Below are 17,944 nucleotides of genomic sequence, written 5' to 3' on the forward strand. Positions count from 1 at the left end.
GGACAGAAGACATGATTAAAATTGCTTTTTTTGATATAGATGGAACAATGATCGATATGGAGAGTAAACAGATTACGGAGAAGATGCTGGAAACGCTGAGATGCCTTCAGGAAAATGGCATTAAGATCTGCATCGCAACAGGCAGATCACCGCTTGGACTCCCGAAAATTGAAGGAATTGTATTTGATGCGTATCTTACTTATAACGGATCTTATTGTTACAGTGGCAGTGATGTGATTCTGAGCCATTCTATTGAGAAAGGTGATGTACACAGAATTATCAGAAATGCGGCAGAAATAAACAGACCTGTCGTGCTGGCAGGGAAAAAACGTATGGAAGCGAATGGGATTGATCAGAATCTGAGTGATTATTTTGCAATTGGAAAACAGGAGCTTATTGTCGCAGATGATTTTGAAAGTCTGGCAGATGAGACCACTTATCAGATGATGATCGGGTGCAGAAAAGAGGAATATGCACAGGTTTTAAAAGATGTCCGGTCTGCACAGATCACTGCCTGGTGGGATCGTGCGGCAGATATCATTCCGGCAGGTGGTGGTAAAGGTGTCGGTGTAACTGCGGTTTTGAAATATTATGGAATGGATGCATCAGAGGCAATTGCATTTGGGGATGGCACGAATGATATAGAAATGCTTCAGGCAGTTGGACATGGCGTTGCGATGGGAAATGCGACAGAGGATGTCAAAGAAACAGCTTCTGATGTGTGTGGATGTGTGACAGAAGATGGAATTTATCATTATTGCAGAGAGCATAAGCTGATCTGACAAAAAGCTGTGTTGCGTTTTTACTATGCTGTCGCTATAATGGGAATCAACAGAATGTTATATACGGAGATGTACAAATGAGTTATATTTTTCAAAAAGCAACAGCAGATGATGTGAGAAAAATTTTTCCTCTCTATGAGGAGAGACTTAAGTGGATGGATGAGGGTGGAATCAGACAGTGGAATACAACGGATTATCTTGAAGTCTATCCACTTGCTTATTATGAGGAAAAGCAAAGCCGGGACAGGCTTTTTATATTAACAGAAAAAGGAACAGAGGAAATTGTTGCTGCGGCTGTACTTCTTGATGAAGATGCAAGATGGCCGTCAGATACAGGTTCCTCTGCTTTTTATATTCACAATCTGGTGACGGCATGTCATACAAGAGGTGCAGGGAAGCGGATGATTGAAGAACTGGAGCAGTTTGCAGTATCCTGTGGAAAGAACTATATGAGGCTGGACTGTACAGATGACAGTGAATTTCTTAATCAGTATTATGAAGGACTGGGATATGAACCGGTAGGATATTGCGTAGATGACCTATATCGGGGAATCCGACGTGAAAAGAAACTGTAGATTTCAGCGTGGATAAAATAAATAAGGGTTGTCAATAGCAATTATTATATAAAAACGTTGCATGAGCAAAGAGAGGTGCAGATATCATAGACATTAAAATTCGTACAGCAAGAGTAGAAGATGCAGGAAAACTGCTGGATATTTACAGTTATTATGTAAAAAAGACAGCGGTAACTTTCGAATATGAAATTCCTTCTGTAGAGGAGTTTCAGGAACGAATCCGACATATTTTGGAACATTACCCTTATCTTGTCGCAGAAGAAGATGGACAGATCATCGGATATTCTTATGCAGGACGTTTGCGTCCAAGAGCAGCTTTTGCATGGGATGTGGAGATGACGATTTATCTGAAACATGATATGCGAAGAAGCGGTTTAGGGCGACGTATGTATACTCTTATGGAAGATATTCTGAGAGAGCAGGGAGTTGTAAATGCAGTTTCATTGATCACAAAACCGACGGATGAATATTCTGATTTTAACAGTGTACAGTTTCATGAAAAGATGGGGTATATGCATGCTGGTGAGCTGAAAGACTGTGGTTATAAATTCAATAGATGGTATGCACTTTTATATATGGCTAAACAGATTGGAATACTGCAGGGAGAAATGTTGCCGATCAAAGATTTTGATGAGGTCAGAGAGAAATTTAATCTGTAATTTTAACACAGGAGGAGATTTATTATGAATATAAACATCAGAGAATACCGTACCGAAGATGCTGAGGCTGCTAGTGAGATCTGGAATCAGGTTGTGGATGACGGGGTGGCATTTCCGCAGGAAGAAGATCTTACCACAGAGGCAGGAGACGTTTTTTTTAAGGAGCAGACTTACACGGGAATCGCAGAAAATACAGAGACCGGGGAAGTAGTCGGACTTTACATTCTGCATCCGAACAATATCGGAAGATGCGGGCATATCAGCAATGCAAGTTATGCAGTACGCAGAGATATCCGAGGAGAACATATCGGAGAAAAACTGGTCCTGGACTGCCTGAGGATGGCAAAAGAAAAAGGATTCCGTGTGATGCAGTTTAACGCAGTTGTGGCATCCAATACACATGCACTGCACCTCTACGAGCGTATCGGATTTACGAAACTCGGTGTGATCCCGGGCGGTTTCCGCATGCCGGATGGTCATTATGAGGATATCGTTCCACATTATTATGTACTGTAAAAGGAGGACATTATGTCATTAAAAAGAGCAGAAGAATATCTGGAAAGCAAGGGATTTCTGGATCATGTGATCGAACTTGAGGAATCCACAGCAACGGTTGCAATGGCGGCAGAAGCACTCGGCGTAGAACCTGGAATGATCGCCAAGACGATGTCCTTTATGCAGGGGGAAAATGCGGTTCTGATCCTTACAGAGGGCACTGCAAGAGTCGATAATCGTAAGTACAAAGACACCTTTCATGTCAAGGCCAAAATGATCCCGTTCGATCAGGTAGAGGAAGTGATCGGACATGCCCCGGGCGGCGTGTGCCCATTTGGGATCAATGATGATATCGAGGTCTATCTGGACGAAAGTCTCCGGAAATTTGACACCGTATACCCGGCAGCAGGCAATGACCACAGCGCAGTAAAGCTCACGATCCCGGAACTTGAACAGGTCGCAGATGCAAAAGGATGGGTGGATGTGTGCAAGGAAACGGAGAATTGATTTTGAAAAAAAGAATATAGAGACTGGTATCACATATCGAATAAATCACTATGTGTACCTGTTCGAGAAAGAGTAAGAACAAGAATGCCATCTTCAATACGATAGATCAAAAGCCAGTCGGGTTGAATATGGCATTCTCTGTGTCCACTCCAATTACCAGATAAAGCATGGTCTCGATACCTGGCATCCAGTGCTTCGCCATTTGCCAGTTTTGAGATAATATCTTTGAGAAGTGAAAGATTTAAGCCGCGTCGTTTGGCAAGCTTATAATCTTTCTTGAACTGCGTGGTGTGCTTGATTTCGTATTTGGTCATGCATCAAGATCTGCAAATAATTCATCTACATCGTGGTATCCTTTTACAGAGGAATCCTTTGCAATCCTTTCTGCTTCCAACATGGCGGAAACGGTTTCTTTGTTAGGAGTATCTTCTGTAATTCGAAACGGGATACCTCGTTCTCTTAATGCCTGACGAACAAAGATATTAAAAGCAGTACTGAGATTCATACCAAGTTCGTCGAATAGTGCTTCAGCGGCAGCTTTGAGTTCATTATCCATTCGGATACTGATATTGCTGGTTGAAGATTTAGCCATAATAGCACTTCCTTTCATTTTTTTGTATTGATATTATATGATGATTGCACGAAAATATCAATAAATTACACGAAAAAATAAAAATATTTTTTGATGATAAATTTATTGTAACGTTTCTGATACCTGCGTCGTCATATATGTGAAGGAGGAAAACACCAATGCTGAATATTCAGAAAGTATACGAACAATATTTCACTGTCGTATACCGTTATCTGCTTTCGCTTTCGCATAATACCCATATCGCAGAGGAACTCACACAGGAAACATTTTTCAAAGCTCTGAAAAAAGTCGACGATTTCAGAGGCGACTGCGATCTGCGTGTATGGCTTTGCCAGATTTCCAAAAACACATATTATGACTATCTGAAGAAAAACAAAAAGTACGCACCGGAATCTCAGGAAGAAACAGAGGACACTTTTGTACCGGATCTGTTCCAGAACTTTGCAGACAAAGAAACTGCATTTCAGGTTCACAAAGTCCTGCACAGACTTCCGGATCCGTACAAGGAAGTTTTTTCCCTTCGTGTGTTTGGAGAACTGTCATTCACCACGATTTCCTCGCTGTTTGAAAAAAGCGAAAGCTGGGCAAGAGTCACTTATCACAGAGCATGTAAGAAGATCAGGGAGGAACTAAACCATGAAGATCACCTGTAACATCATAGAAGACCTGCTTCCGCTTTATGTGGACGACATGGTCAGCGAAGACAGCCGCCAGCTTGTAAAAGAACATCTCAAAATGTGTCCCGCCTGCAGGAAGATGCAGGAAGAAATGATGCGAGAAAACCGCCTGACAGCCACCCCAAAAGGAAACAATTCAATACAGACAAACAAAACAGAAGCAGAGCCTCTGCGAAAAATCCGTCGAAAGATCCGTAAGAAACGAATCACATCTGTCCTTCTGGCGGTCATTCTCGTAGTGGCAGCAGGCGGGATTGGACATTACTGGTACTATGACAAAGAGAATTATATTTCCTGGGATGATGCGAACATATCCGTAAAAGACAGAAAAGTATATTCCACAGTAAATCCACTGGGACGGATGAAATCAATCCTGTCCGTAGATCAGAAAAATATGTTCTACATGCTGTCAGAAACCATGTGGACCCGCAAAGAATATCCATCCGATTCGAATGCAGAAAATGAACTCTGGAATCTGCAGGATTTCCAGAATGCATATGAACGTGGAGCGGAGGAATCTACAGATGAAACATCGTTTCCAACAGGGATTGAACATGTCTACTATGTAGATCCGGAGAATGTAAAAGAAGCTTTTGCACTCTGGGATTATCAGGATGAACCAGAAAAAGCGCAGCAGAAAGAAGAAGAGCTGGCAGCGAAATGCCACCTGCTCTGGAGTGCAGATGATACAGAATCAGTGGCTGCAGAAAGCACGGCGAAATAGGAATTGTTTGTAACTGAATAAAATTCTTCTTGCTTTATGTACGAAATCGTACTATGATAAAAGTACGATTTCGTACATTATTGCGCAAAAAGGACAACAAACGTCCATTTAATACTTTCAGGAGGAATTTTATGCAGATTGAATTATCGGAGCATTTCACCTACAGCAAACTGCTCCGCTTTACATTTCCATCTATTATTATGATGGTACTGACCTCGATCTATGGCGTTGTAGATGGCTTTTTCATTTCAAACTTTATTGGGGCAGAGCCTTTTGCCGCAGTCAATATTATCATGCCGTTTCTGATGATCTTTGGTGCGGTTGGATTTATGATCGGAACCGGAGGCAGTGCTCTCGTTGCCTACACACTTGGTGTTGGCGACAGAAAGAAAGCGAACGAGATTTTTTCCCTGCTTGTGTATCTGCTGATCAGTCTGGGACTTCTGTTTACTGCGCTCGGTGAGATTTTTGTCGGACCGATCGCACATCTTCTGGGAGCAAGTGCAGAACTGCTCCCGTACTGTGTGACTTACGGCAGGATTCTGATGCTGGCTCTCGTTCCGTTTATGCTTCAGAATGTATTTCAGAGTTTTCTTGTCACAGCAGAGCGTCCGCAATTGGGACTTGTTACAACATTGGTATCCGGTGTGTTAAATATCGTGCTGGATGCGTTGTTTATCGCTGTATTTCGGTGGGGAGTGGCAGGTGCTGCATCTGCTACAGCACTCAGTCAGGCAATCGGCGGGATTGTGCCACTGACCTTTTTTATCGTGTCAAAGAACAGCAAACTTCGCCTTGGAAAAACCCACATGGATTTGCGGGCGATCGCAAAAGCCTGTACAAACGGAGCCTCAGAGTTTATGACAAATGTTTCAATGTCAATCGTAAATATGCTTTATAACTGGCAGTTGATGCGAATGCTCGGCACAAACGGTGTTGCGGCATATGGCGTGATCATGTATGTGAACTTTATTTTTCTGTCTATTTATATCGGCTATTCGATGGGAAGCGCACCGATCGTAGGCTACCATTATGGTGCGGGAAACAGAGACGAACTGAAGAATCTTTTCAAAAAAAGCCTCAGGATCATTCTGGTCATGAGTGTAGTCCTGACCATAGCGGCAGAACTTCTGGCAAGAACGCTGTCGATGATCTTTGTAAGCTACGATACGGAACTTCTGGAAATGACGACATACGCATTTGCCGTATATTCCATTTCTTTCCTTGTTTCAGGGTATAATATTTATGCATCATCGTTCTTCACTGCATTGAACGACGGATTTACTTCTGCAGTGATTTCATTTGCAAGAACGCTGATTTTTGAAGTAATTTGTGTTCTGGTACTTCCGATCCTGTTTGGAGCATATGGAATCTGGTATGCGGTGATTGCAGCAGAAATTTTTGCACTGGTCCTGTCGATTTTCTTCCTGATACGCAACAGGAAAAAATACGGTTATATTTAAGTAACTATTTATAGAGAATATTCCGCGAGGTGTTTTGGCATGTATATGACAAAATCCCGAGACATACGGGGCAAAATGCCATCGCCGAAGGTGATTTGGAATGCATTTTGACCAAATTACTGTGAGCGAAGTGAACAGTAATATATTTGAGAGTGGAGGGAGTAGTTTATGGAATCAAGATTTAAAGAATGGAGTTATATCGAAGGCCTGGTGCAGAGTGCTTACCACGAGGCGGCGCTTAAGATGAATCTGTCAGACAGTGAATTCTGGATTTTGTATGTATTCAATTTTCACCAGGAAGGCTGCAACCAGAGCGCTCTCTACAAAGAAGCCTGCCTGACAAAATCCACCGTAAATTCAGCAATCCGCAAGATGGAGCAGAAAGACCTCATCTACCTTACTCCGGGAGAAGGCCGCAACACCATGGTCTTCCTCACCGAAAAAGGTCGCAAACGGATGGAAGACACCGTCTACAAAGTCATCCAGATCGAAAACATGATCTACGACACCTGGACATCCGAAGAGCAGGAACTCTTTATGAAACTCAACTGCGATTTCGCCGAGAAACTGCAGGATAAAATTAGAGAACTATGATAGCAGGGACTGCCAAACGGCAGTCCTATTTTGATACAGTAAGCTTAAGTCCAAGTGGTTTGAGGAGTTTCAGTAATGTTGTGAGATTAGGTGTAATCTGAGAAGATTCTATCCGCGCAACAGAAGACTGCGGCATACCGCAAAGAGAAGCAAGATCACGCTGACTCAGCCCAAGGGCGTGGCGCTGTTGTATCATGGCACTGATTATAGCGGCCTGTTCTTCGACTTCAGTTAACTCCTGCGTTGTATCAGGATCAACGGACTGAATATAATGTTTGTAATCATTCCACGTTTTCATTGTTATCAACTCGCTTTCTGGAAAGATAATCGTCACGCTCCGCTTTGGCTTTGAGGATTTCACGTTTGGGTGTTTTTTGTGTTTTCTTACGGAAACTATGTAGAAGAACAAAACTGTTATTATCAAAATAAAAATAGAAGATGCGGTTATTACCCGGACGTAGTTCCCAGATGTCATCTTCAATATGTTTGGTAATATTGTTGGGAAGTAAAGTCCCGTTATTCTGCAATAGTTCAATATAAAGAAGAATCTGTTTATATTGTATGCGGGCGTTTTTATTTTTAAGTGATTTCTGATGTAATTCTTCTAGAAAATCCCAAATTTCAGATTTTCCATTTTCTCGTTCGTAGAATATGATTTCATAGGTCATAATATCTCCAATCTGTGTATTTCATATTCTAATTTTATGATAGCATATATGCTGTCAAAAGGACAATATAAAAATGCAAAAAATATATTACAGATCTGGTCATGGAATCCAGCACGGCTTTGTGGTAAGATAAAACAAAGCGAGGTGACGGCGATGGATGTGGCTACAATGGTAGCAATCAATAATCTGAATATGCTGACGATGATGTCAGCAATGCAGCAGACACAGAATTTTATTACAATCATTGATGGTGAAAAGGAGTATCAGGATATGAGTGGTTCAATGTTAGATCAGTATGTAGGACAGGATTGTGTAGTAAGTCTTTTTAATGAAGTTGGTGCGATCAAGGGAAGATTCGTCGAGGCAGATACCCAGTGGGTCAAAGTAGAAACACCAAAGAAAGGCACACAGCTTATCAACCGGAATATGATCCGGAATATTACGTTTGATAAATAAAAAAGCTTTATAGTTCATTCAGGAGACCTTTATGAAAGATGATCCATTCAAAGAATATTTACGGCAGACGGAGCCGGAAAAACAGTATAAAGGATATGCGTGGCATACCGCGGTTGGTCTGCAGGCAGTAGATGGATTAAAACCTTCGGAATATTTGCTTGAAACAGCGGTGCAGAATATTGAAGGTAAAATTACAATAGATGAAGCGCAGGCATTGTTGGATTCGTATTATGAAGAAAGTCATGAGAGAGACAGCACCAGGGACAGGACAGAAGAGGCAGATAAAGTTTCTGTTCGAATTGCAAAATTACTTTCGGAAAATGCGTTCAGTTTTACACCGAATGAATATATCTCAATTCACAAGAAACTGTTTACGGGAATCTATGATCATGCAGGGAAAATTCGTGACTATAACATAACAAAAAAAGAATGGGTACTGGATGGAGAAACTGTCCTTTATGGAAGTGCATCAGAACTTGAAGCAACTCTGGAGTACGATTTTAATCAGGAAAAAAATTATAGTTACAAGGGTTTGACGATGGATGAAATCATTCATCATCTTGCCGTTTTTGTATCACGTTTATGGCAGATTCATATTTTCGGCGAGGGAAATACAAGAACAACAGCGGTATTTTTTATAAAATATCTCCGGACACTTGGATTTCAGGCAACAAATGATATTTTTGCGGAAAATGCGTGGTATTTCAGGAATGCACTGGTGCGGGCAAATTACAATAATCTCAGGAATGGAATTCATGAAACAACAGAATTTCTGGAATTATTTCTGAGAAATTTGTTATTGGACGAAAAGAACGAACTTCATAATAGAGCTATGCATATCAGTGGGAAGTTTGCAGAGAGCGAAAAAGTGAATATTCGCAATGAAAAAGCGAACATTCAAAACAAAAAAGTGAACATTCATGATGAAAAAGCGAACATTCATAAAAAAACAGTAACAAATGTTCAGGAAATTTATCCGAATCAGTTGAGAGATGTTTCGAGAAAAACGCTTCCGCATATTCAATGTATGTATGATTCTTTCCGTACGAAAGTCGTGTTCGGACGGTCTGATGCACAGCATGTTACGGGATTGAAACCAACTCGTACATCTGAAATTTTAAAAGAATTAGCAGATAAAAATGTAATAGTAGCTGTGAGGGGACAGGGAAAGGGAAAATACAAGTTTGTAAGTACTGAACAATAAAAATTATGTAGCAATACGTGAAAACAGGAGCAAAAATGAACAATATAATTGAAATCAACGACATCACCGCCCCGGAATTAGATGTATACGCGCGGACATCGGAAGTGCAGCTTCTGCGGTATTATGAGCCGAAGCCGGGGATTTTTATTGCGGAAAGTCCGAAGGTGATCGAGCGTGCATTAAATGCGGGCTACGAACCGCTTTCTTTCCTTGTCGAGCACAAAGATCTGGAAGGCGAGGCGAAGCAGATCCTGGAGCGATATCCGGGAATTCCGGTATACACAGCAGAATATGATGTCCTTGTGGAAATGACCGGCTATGCGCTGGCGAGGGGCATGCTTTGTGCCATGAAACGCCGCCGGCTCCCGTCTGTAGAGGAAATCTGTCAGAATACCAGCCGCATCGCAATCCTGGAAAATGTTGTAAATCCGACAAATATCGGAGCCATTTTCCGCAGTGCAGCGGCACTTCATATGGATGCGGTCCTTCTGACCAGTGGATGCAGCGACCCGCTTTATCGAAGAGCTGCCCGTGTGAGCATGGGTACGGTTTTCCAGATTCCATGGACATATTTTGACAAAAAATCCTCCTGGCCAGAGGAGGGGATGAAAGCAATCCGGAACCTTGGTTTCAAAACCGTGGCAATGGCACTTCGTGAGGATTCTTTCAGCATTGATGATCCAAAGCTTCTCGCAGAAGAAAAGCTTGCCATCGTTCTCGGTACAGAAGGAGATGGACTGGCATCACAGACCATTGCAGACTGCGACTACACAGTAAAGATCCCAATGTCACACGGCGTCGATTCCCTGAATGTAGCAGCTGCAAGTGCCGTAGCATTCTGGGAACTCGGCAGAAGGAGATACGACAAATGTTAAAAAGATTTTCAAAATATGTTTTTCAGAGTGTGGCAGGTATGATGGGGATGTCCGTTTACATTCTTGCGGACACTTTTTTTATATCGATCAGCTCAGGTGCAGACGGGCTGGCTGTTCTTAATCTGATATTGCCGGTATTTGGAATGATGTATGCGATCGGATCAATGATCGGGATTGGTTCTGCGACGAGATATGGCATCAGCAAAGCCAAAGGCGAAGATGCAGACCATTACTTTATGCAGTCGGTCTGTTGGACGCTGCTATGCAGTATCCCGTTTATACTGACAGGAATTTTTGTCCCGGATAAATTTCTGGCACTCCTTGGGGCAGATGCAGGTCTGGTCGAACTCGGCAAAACTTATCTGCGGATCGTTCTTGTTTTTGCACCGTTCTTTATGTGTAATTATTCTGTTACCGCATTTGCGAGAAATGACAATGCAACTTCAACAGTAATGGCGGGTTCTCTCGCCGGCAGTGCCTTTAATATCGTATTCGACTATATTTTTATTTTTCCGGCAGGTCTTGGATTCTCCGGAGCAGCACTGGCAACTGCGTTTTGCCCGATCGTCACTATGCTGACATGTTCGAAACATTACCTGAGCAAAAAATGTAACATTGGTTTTAAATGGAAAAAACTGTCCCTGCGGCATCTGATCTCCTGCTGTCAGCTTGGCGTGTCTGCGTTCGTGGGAGAAATTTCCTCCGCAGTGCTCACATTCATCTTTAATATGCTGATCCTTGGACTTACCGGAAGCACCGGTGTTGCTGCATATGGAGTTGTGGCAAACCTGTCACTTGTGGGAATGGCGATCATGAATGGTATGGCACAGGGCGCACAGCCTATGATCAGTGAATACTATGGCAGAGGTGCGGCTGATGCAGTAAAAAAACTTCTTGGCTGGGCTTTAAAGAGTGTGGTTGTTGTAGAAATTGTCATGGTCGCACTGGTCTGGATCTTTACAGATCCTTTTATTGCGGTATTCAACAGCGAAAATAACCAGCTTCTTCTGGAATACGCACACACAGGCCTGCGTTTATACTTCCTGGGATTTTTATTCGCAGGAGTCAATATCATGCTTGTTGCCTATTTTTCCGCAACAGCAAACGCGCGTCCGGCGATCATCGGTTCTCTGCTTCGAGGTGCGATCGCGATCGGAATCTGTGCGATCGTACTTTCCAGGGTCCTGGGAATGAACGGTGTGTGGCTGTCCTTCCTGGCATCTGAAATGATCACCCTGGCAGTTATTCTGATTTTGTCGAAACACAAAGAAAGCAGGAAAACAAATGAATACGCTTGAGATTTTGCTTCAGCAGATCGGTCTGTTTGTAATCTACATTCTGGCAGGCATGATCCTGGTAAAAACAAAAGTACTGAACGGTGAAACTCTCGATCCGATCTCAAGATTTGTGATCAAGATGGCACTGCCGGTGATGATCTTTGTCAATATCATAGACGGTGTGGAGCGGGATACGCTTTTTCATTCCCTATCTATTCTGGTTATCGCAGCAGTATTTTATATCTGCATGTTCCTTATAAGTCTGGGAATGACAAAATTATTTCACCTTGAGGGTGACCAGGCAGGAATCTATCAGGCAATGACCATGTTTGGCAATGTTGGTTTTATGGGCATCCCGATCATTATGAGTATTTTTCCACAGAATGGAATCCTCTATGTTTCCGTATTTACCGTGATCGATCAGCTTATGTTGTGGACAGTGGGGGTAAAACTGACGACTCCATGTGGAAAAGGCAGATTTAATCCACGAAAACTGATCAATCCGGCAACTGTGGCGATCTTTGCCGCACTTTTTCTTGTGATAACAGGAATTAAGATTCCACAGCTTCTGGATACAGGACTGCAGAAGATAGGCGCGACCGCATCTCCGCTTGCCATGATTTATGTGGGCGGCGTATTTGCGTGCATTGATATCCGCAGATACCTGAAAGAACTTGCCCTTTACGGAATCGTACTGGTCAAGATGCTTCTGATTCCGGTCATCATGTATGGTGTTCTGCATCTGTTTACGATTTCAGAAGAAATCCATCTGACAATGGCTCTGATCGCAGGAATGCCGGCGATGACTTCTGTAGTTATGATGGCAAACAGTAGCGGGTCAGATGGCGATTATGCACTGGGCGGTGTGTTCGTGACGACGATATGCAGCATCGTGACACTGCCGTTTATCTGCTGGCTTTTGCAGTACATATGATAAAAAAGAAGACGGATATCTGACCCCAATTTTTGGAACAGATGTCGGTCTTCTTTTTTGTGTGACCAAGTTACCGTGAACGGAGTGAACAGTAACGATATATCTTCTCAATAATGAAAGTGGAAAACTCTTGCATGACTTCTGCGATTAGTTTATACTAACCATAGAGTTAGAGAAAAGAAACTCTTGCGTGAATAAATCAGCCAAAGCCCGGCATAAATGTTGGAAGCTGTGCTGAAAGGTAGTAGAAAGGGGATTAATCATGTACCTTGAGATTGAAAAAGTAGTAGGAAGAGAAATTCTGGATTCCAGAGGAAATCCGACAGTAGAAGCAGAAGTTTATCTGCTGGATGGAACTGTAGGAAGAGGAACCGCACCGAGTGGAGCATCTACAGGTGAATTTGAAGCACTGGAGCTCAGAGATGGAGATAAAGCACGTTACCTCGGAAAAGGCGTTCAGAAAGCCGTTGAAAATATCAATACAGTCATCAATAAGGCAATTGAAGGACTGGATGCAAGCGATATTTATGCAGTGGATGCAGCTATGATTGCAGCAGACGGAACAAAAGATAAATCAAATCTGGGTGCAAACGCAATCCTTGCAGTATCTATTGCATGCTGCAGAGCAGCAGCTACAGCACTGGAGATTCCGCTGTATCGTTTTCTTGGCGGGGTATCCGGAAATCGTCTGCCGGTTCCGATGATGAACATTGTAAATGGTGGATGCCATGCACTGTCTTCAGGACTGGATGTTCAGGAATTCATGATCATGCCGGTTGGGGCACCTTCTTTCAAAGAATGCTTAAGATGGTGTGCAGAAGTTTTCCATGCACTTGCTTCTATCCTGAAAGAGCGTGGACTTGCTACATCAGTAGGTGATGAAGGCGGTTTTGCACCGGCACTCAAATCCGATGAAGAAGCAATCGAAACAATTCTGGAAGCTGTTAAAAAAGCAGGATATGAACCAGGAAAAGATTTCAAAATCGCTATGGATGCAGCATCTTCTGAATGGAAGAGTGAAAAAGGCAAAGGTTACTATAAACTTCCAAAAGCGGGTACAGAATATACAGCAGAAGAACTCATTGAGCACTGGGCAAAACTCTGCGAGAAATATCCGATCATTTCTATCGAAGATGGTCTGGATGAAGAAGACTGGGAAGGATGGCAGAAACTTACTGCAAGACTTGGTGACAAAGTACAGCTTGTCGGTGATGACCTGTTTGTAACTAATACAGAAAGACTTGCAAAAGGTATCGAACTTGGTGCAGGAAATGCAATCCTGATTAAACTGAATCAGATTGGTTCTGTTTCCGAAACTCTGGAAGCGATCAAGATGGCTCACAAAGCAGGATATACAGCAATCTCCTCCCATCGTTCCGGTGAAACAGCAGATACAACAATTGCAGATCTTGCGGTTGCCCTGAATACCTGCCAGATCAAGACCGGTGCACCAAGCCGTTCTGAGCGTGTTGCAAAATACAATCAGCTTCTCCGCATCGAAGAAGAACTTGGTGCAAGCGCAGTATATCCGGGAATGAAAGCATTCAACGTAAAACAGGATTAATTTTCATTTATAGATACTTATTCATTCAATAATAGTCATTCATAAATAACATTCACAAAAAAATCTCCGACATAACTGACAGGTGTTTTGGGTCATCGGTCAGCAGCCGGAGATTTTTATTTTGTTCAGGAGTTTAAGGAGGATGGATAATTCTGCTCAGATTACATTAGAAAGGCCTTTCTGGAGTGCAATAATCTTATCATAAACTGCCTCGGCCAGTGCGGCATGCCCCTTTTCATCCATATGTTCACGGTCAGTAATGCTTGGAGTTGCAAAATCAGCAGCATTTAAGAAGGCAGCATGATTCTGGAGTGCAACCTTACGGTATTCACTGGCAAGATTCCGGGATACGGTCTCTGAAGCCGGGTCAAATTCCGGATCAAAATCGGCATCTCCGACACCGGCTCCCAGATGGATCGGGGAGATAACCAGCAGGTCAAAGTGCTGAGATGCATTCTGGCGTGCTTTTCGAATCACCTGATTCAGACCATTGGCAATTACACTGGCGGAAGCGCGATAGCGGGTCTTGCAGTCATTCGTGCCGAGCATGATAATGACGAGGTCGATCGGGTTGTGCATCTCGACAGTAACCCCGATCAGATCCAGTCCGCGGCGACCTTCACGAAGTTCATCCTGAAAGACAGTCGTTCTGCCGCAAAGCCCTTCTTCAATAATATGATATTCCGGTCCGAGTTTTTTCTGCAAAAGCCCGGTCCATCTTGTTTTTTCATCAAAACGTCCGGATTTGTCCGGCTTGTATCCCCAGGTATTGGAATCACCAAAACATAAGATGTTCATAAGATCACGCTCCTTAATTAAATAAAACCATATAAACATACCAAACAAATATGTTAATATAATAAACGTTTTATTATCAAATGTCAAGTAGTTGCGAATGAAATGAACAGCAAAATAACAATGCTGTCCGAGATTTTATTTTCGGACAGCATTATCATAGAAGCGGAAATGATCCGGGCGGTGGCGGGACTGGGTGTACTCGAACATTACGCCATCACTGTTATAAGTCTGGCTGCTGACAACAGCAACACAGTTATAGTCTTTGATATTCAGAGCCAGATATTTTTCATCAATTTCAGTGACTTTTTCGACAGTCATGATCCTTTTGCTGTTGACGATGGTCATATGCAGTGTGTTTTCAAGATACTGATAGATAGAATGTTCAGCTATTTCCTTTGTCAGGCCAGGCACAGCTTCTTTGAGAAAATAATTGTGGTTGATGATCAGCGGAACATCATCAAGATAATGAATTCTCTGAATATAATAAACTTCTGCATTTTCGGGAAAACCGGTCATGGCGGCCTGTTTTTTATTTAACTGAAGTTCGGTGAACAGTGCGACCCGGGTAAAAGCCTGCTGTCCGTTTCTCACAGCAGATTCTGTGAAGGTCTCAATCTCACCGATCGTAAAGGCAGTCTGCTCACATGGCTGATAAATATTGCGGACTCCTTTTCCCTGCATGGTCTGCACATACCCATCGTTTACAAGCAGCCCTACGGCACGGCGCAGCGTGTTGCGGGAACAGCCGTATGTCTGGATCAGACTGTTTTCGGGGGGCAGAAGTTCCTGATAAGCAAATGTATTGTTTTCTATTTTTTGTTTTAAGTCTTTGTATATATCCTCATAAATGCTTTTTGGCATTTGTTTCTCCTTTCCTGTGTATGTGTAACTGATGATGTCTGAGAAATGTTTTTCATTTGGCAATTCTTATTTTCTATTATAAAGCCCCTGAAAAGAAAGTGCAACGAAAAACGAATAACTTGTTCAAACAAATTTTAAAAATGTAATTGACATGTTTAAACAAATATGATATAAAAGAATTACGATAAAGATGTTTAAACAAGTTGAATGTAAATGGAGGAGAGAACGATGGGCAAATATGCACAGGATGCAGAAGAACTGCTGCGGTTGGTTGGCGGCAGAGAAAACATTGCAGCAGTATCACATTGTGTTACCAGAATGCGTTTCGTGCTGACAGATACATCAAAGGCTGATGTGGAGGCAATCGAAGCCATGAAAGTAACGAAGGGATGTTTCACACAGGCAGGTCAGTTTCAGGTAATCATTGGAAATGCAGTCGCAGACTTTTACAATGACTTTGTCAAAGCTGCCGGCGTGGAGGGTGTTTCCAAAGACGCAGTCAAACAGGCGGCGAAGAAAAATCAGAACATCATCCAGAGGCTGGTTGCAGCACTGGCTGAGATTTTTGCTCCGCTGATTCCGGCAATCATTACCGGCGGTCTGATCCTGGGCTTCAGAAACTGCATTGACAGTATTTACTTTTTTGAAAAGGGAACGAAGACACTGTGCGATATCAGTCAGTTCTGGGCAGGTATGGACAGCTTTCTGTGGCTGATTGGCGAGGCAATCTTCCATATGCTGCCAGTAGGAATCTGCTGGTCTGTTACCAAGAAGATGGGAACCACACAGATGCTTGGAATCGTGCTTGGTCTGACACTGGTTTCCGGACAGCTTTTGAACGCTTATTCCGTAGCAGGTACAGCCGCTGCGGATATTCCAAAGTGGGATTTCGGATTTGTCAAAGTTAATATGATCGGTTATCAGGCACAGGTACTGCCGGCAATTCTGGCAGCGTTCGTACTTGTATATCTGGAGAAATTTTTCAGGAAGATTACACCGCAGGTGATATCCATGGTCGTTGTTCCATTCTGCAGCCTGGTACTTGCAGTTATGGCAGCACATTTTGTAGTTGGACCGATTGGCTGGAAGATCGGATCCGCAATTTCAGCAGTTGTATATGCAGGAATCACAGGTTCTTTCAAAGTTGTATTTGGAGCAATTTTTGGATTTGTTTATGCTCCGTTGGTTATCACAGGACTTCATCATATGTCAAATGCAATTGACCTTCAGCTTATCGCTGACTACGGCGGAACCATGCTGTGGCCGATGATCGCTTTATCCAACATCGCGCAGGGTTCTGCAGTTGTAGCCATGATGATTCTCCAGAAGAAGAATTCAGCAGCCCAGGAAGTCAACGTTCCGTCAGGAATTTCCTGTTATCTTGGTGTTACCGAGCCGGCAATCTTTGGTGTCAATCTGAAATACGGTTTCCCGTTTATCTGTGGAATGATTGGATCTGCAGTTGCTGCAATTGTATGTGTGGCAACAAACACAACAGCAAATGCGGTAGGTGTCGGTGGAATTCCGGGAATCCTTTCTATTCAGCCGAAATATATGGGAAGCTTTGCAGTATGCATGGTGATCGCCTTTGTGATCCCGTTAGTCCTTACTTTCATTGTTGGAAAGAAAAAGCTTTCTCCGGTGGAAATGGGACAGGCTGGCAGTGAAAAAAACGAGGTGGCACAGAGTACAGAAGAAATCACAGTACAGAGTGAAGATACAGGAACAAAAAATACACAGGAAACAGTATCAGTTCTGAAAGCTTTCCTTACAGGAAAAGTGATTCCATTAAAAGAAGTAAATGACGGCGTTTTTTCTGAGGGAATGATGGGAGAGGGACTTGCGATTGTGCCGGAAGACGGTATTTTATATGCACCGGCAGATGCGGAAGTAACCATGCTGATGGAAGAATCAAGACATGCTTGTGGACTTGTACTGGCGAATGGAATGGAAATTCTGCTTCATGTTGGAATTGATACCGTAGAGATGAAAGGTGATGGATTTGAATATCTGGTCTCTGAAAATCAGAAGGTAAAAGCGGGTACACCATTGATTCGTTTTGACAGAGAGAAGATCAAAGCGGCGGGGCATCCGGACGTAACGGTCTGCATTATCACAGAAGAAGGAGATGCAAAGAAGATTCAGTTCAGAACCGGTATGCAGGCAGAAGCAGGCAAGACAGAAATTGCATCATTTGAATAAATGAAGGTGTTGTGAACATTGACAGAAAGGGAGTACA

General features: G+C 42.9%; 22 protein-coding genes. 16 read left to right on the top strand and 6 right to left on the bottom strand.

Annotated features, from left to right (window positions below):
- Window positions 1-11 precede the first annotated feature (11 nt).
- The 5 genes from KQI91_RS03255 (at window position 12) to KQI91_RS03275 (ending at window position 3,018) form a co-directional block, all read left to right on the top strand.
- Entirely contained in the window at window positions 12-782 is a 771-nt protein-coding gene (locus KQI91_RS03255) for an HAD family hydrolase (protein WP_216391449.1), read from the top strand.
- 77 nt (window positions 783-859) lie between these two features.
- Window positions 860-1,357, top strand: a complete 498-nt coding sequence (locus KQI91_RS03260) for a GNAT family N-acetyltransferase (protein WP_216391450.1) — start codon at window positions 860-862, stop codon at window positions 1,355-1,357.
- Window positions 1,358-1,455: 98 nt separating this feature from the next.
- On the top strand, window positions 1,456-2,016 hold the full coding sequence (locus KQI91_RS03265) for a GNAT family N-acetyltransferase (protein ID WP_330654449.1): 561 nt from the start codon (window positions 1,456-1,458) through the stop codon (window positions 2,014-2,016).
- A gap of 24 nt (window positions 2,017-2,040) precedes the next feature.
- Window positions 2,041-2,532, top strand: coding sequence for a GNAT family N-acetyltransferase (locus KQI91_RS03270; protein ID WP_216391451.1), 492 nt, complete (start codon window positions 2,041-2,043; stop codon window positions 2,530-2,532).
- A 12-nt stretch (window positions 2,533-2,544) separates the two neighbouring features.
- Window positions 2,545-3,018, top strand: coding sequence for a YbaK/EbsC family protein (locus KQI91_RS03275; RefSeq protein WP_216391452.1), 474 nt, complete (start codon window positions 2,545-2,547; stop codon window positions 3,016-3,018).
- A 29-nt stretch (window positions 3,019-3,047) separates the two neighbouring features.
- Here the strand turns inward: KQI91_RS03275 and KQI91_RS03280 are convergent, their stop codons facing one another.
- Together KQI91_RS03280 and KQI91_RS03285 are read right to left on the bottom strand one after the other, a co-directional pair.
- A complete protein-coding gene (locus tag KQI91_RS03280; protein ID WP_216391453.1) occupies window positions 3,048-3,332 on the bottom strand; it encodes a type II toxin-antitoxin system YafQ family toxin in 285 nt (94 codons plus the stop codon).
- On the bottom strand, window positions 3,329-3,610 hold the full coding sequence (locus tag KQI91_RS03285; protein WP_216391454.1) for a type II toxin-antitoxin system RelB/DinJ family antitoxin: 282 nt from the start codon (window positions 3,608-3,610) through the stop codon (window positions 3,329-3,331). The genes KQI91_RS03280 and KQI91_RS03285 overlap by 4 nt, the downstream gene beginning before the upstream one ends.
- Window positions 3,611-3,768: 158 nt before the next feature.
- On the opposite strand from KQI91_RS03285, the gene KQI91_RS03290 reads away from it, so the two are divergent.
- From KQI91_RS03290 to KQI91_RS03305, 4 genes are all read left to right on the top strand, one after another.
- Window positions 3,769-4,263 carry an RNA polymerase sigma factor gene (locus KQI91_RS03290; RefSeq protein ID WP_216391455.1) on the top strand — a complete coding sequence of 165 codons (495 nt, stop codon included), beginning with the start codon at window positions 3,769-3,771 and terminating at the stop codon, window positions 4,261-4,263.
- Window positions 4,247-5,011, top strand: a complete 765-nt coding sequence (locus KQI91_RS03295; RefSeq protein WP_216391456.1) for a zf-HC2 domain-containing protein — start codon at window positions 4,247-4,249, stop codon at window positions 5,009-5,011. The genes KQI91_RS03290 and KQI91_RS03295 overlap by 17 nt, the downstream gene beginning before the upstream one ends.
- 131 nt (window positions 5,012-5,142) lie before the next feature.
- Window positions 5,143-6,474, top strand: coding sequence for an MATE family efflux transporter (locus KQI91_RS03300; protein WP_216391457.1), 1,332 nt, complete (start codon window positions 5,143-5,145; stop codon window positions 6,472-6,474).
- A gap of 168 nt (window positions 6,475-6,642) precedes the next feature.
- Window positions 6,643-7,068: a MarR family winged helix-turn-helix transcriptional regulator gene (locus KQI91_RS03305; protein ID WP_216391458.1), complete on the top strand. Its 426-nt coding sequence runs from the start codon at window positions 6,643-6,645 to the stop codon at window positions 7,066-7,068.
- A gap of 25 nt (window positions 7,069-7,093) precedes the next feature.
- On the opposite strand, the gene KQI91_RS03310 is transcribed toward KQI91_RS03305, so the two are convergent.
- Window positions 7,094-7,366, bottom strand: coding sequence for a helix-turn-helix domain-containing protein (locus KQI91_RS03310; RefSeq protein ID WP_216391459.1), 273 nt, complete (start codon window positions 7,364-7,366; stop codon window positions 7,094-7,096).
- A complete protein-coding gene (locus tag KQI91_RS03315) occupies window positions 7,350-7,736 on the bottom strand; it encodes a type II toxin-antitoxin system RelE/ParE family toxin (protein ID WP_216391460.1) in 387 nt (128 codons plus the stop codon). The genes KQI91_RS03310 and KQI91_RS03315 overlap by 17 nt, the downstream gene beginning before the upstream one ends.
- 153 nt (window positions 7,737-7,889) lie before the next feature.
- Between KQI91_RS03315 and KQI91_RS03320 the strand changes: the two genes are divergently transcribed.
- The 6 genes from KQI91_RS03320 (at window position 7,890) to eno (ending at window position 14,046) form a co-directional block, all read left to right on the top strand.
- Entirely contained in the window at window positions 7,890-8,192 is a 303-nt protein-coding gene (locus KQI91_RS03320) for a hypothetical protein (RefSeq protein WP_216391461.1), read from the top strand.
- A gap of 31 nt (window positions 8,193-8,223) precedes the next feature.
- Entirely contained in the window at window positions 8,224-9,396 is a 1,173-nt protein-coding gene (locus KQI91_RS03325) for a Fic family protein (protein WP_216391462.1), read from the top strand.
- A gap of 35 nt (window positions 9,397-9,431) precedes the next feature.
- The gene (locus KQI91_RS03330) at window positions 9,432-10,271 is read left to right on the top strand and encodes a TrmH family RNA methyltransferase (protein ID WP_216391463.1); all 840 of its coding nucleotides are present in this window, start codon (window positions 9,432-9,434) and stop codon (window positions 10,269-10,271) included.
- Window positions 10,265-11,569, top strand: coding sequence for an MATE family efflux transporter (locus KQI91_RS03335; protein ID WP_216391464.1), 1,305 nt, complete (start codon window positions 10,265-10,267; stop codon window positions 11,567-11,569). Before KQI91_RS03330 ends, KQI91_RS03335 begins: the two co-directional genes overlap by 7 nt.
- Window positions 11,556-12,482, top strand: a complete 927-nt coding sequence (locus KQI91_RS03340; protein WP_216391465.1) for an AEC family transporter — start codon at window positions 11,556-11,558, stop codon at window positions 12,480-12,482. The genes KQI91_RS03335 and KQI91_RS03340 overlap by 14 nt, the downstream gene beginning before the upstream one ends.
- A gap of 259 nt (window positions 12,483-12,741) precedes the next feature.
- The gene (gene eno, locus KQI91_RS03345) at window positions 12,742-14,046 is read left to right on the top strand and encodes a phosphopyruvate hydratase (protein ID WP_334300690.1); all 1,305 of its coding nucleotides are present in this window, start codon (window positions 12,742-12,744) and stop codon (window positions 14,044-14,046) included.
- A 156-nt stretch (window positions 14,047-14,202) separates the two neighbouring features.
- Here eno and KQI91_RS03350 read toward each other — a convergent pair whose 3' ends face one another.
- Window positions 14,203-14,844, bottom strand: a complete 642-nt coding sequence (locus KQI91_RS03350; protein ID WP_216391467.1) for a GDSL-type esterase/lipase family protein — start codon at window positions 14,842-14,844, stop codon at window positions 14,203-14,205.
- Window positions 14,845-14,979: 135 nt separating this feature from the next.
- Entirely contained in the window at window positions 14,980-15,705 is a 726-nt protein-coding gene (locus tag KQI91_RS03355; RefSeq protein ID WP_216391468.1) for a UTRA domain-containing protein, read from the bottom strand.
- Between the two features lie 228 nt (window positions 15,706-15,933).
- On the opposite strand from KQI91_RS03355, the gene treP reads away from it, so the two are divergent.
- Window positions 15,934-17,907, top strand: a complete 1,974-nt coding sequence (gene treP, locus KQI91_RS03360) for a PTS system trehalose-specific EIIBC component (protein ID WP_216391469.1) — start codon at window positions 15,934-15,936, stop codon at window positions 17,905-17,907.
- Window positions 17,908-17,944 lie beyond the last annotated feature (37 nt).

Origin of the sequence: Blautia sp. MSJ-19, assembly GCF_018918125.1 — a bacterium.
Lineage (GTDB): Bacteria > Bacillota > Clostridia > Lachnospirales > Lachnospiraceae > Blautia_A.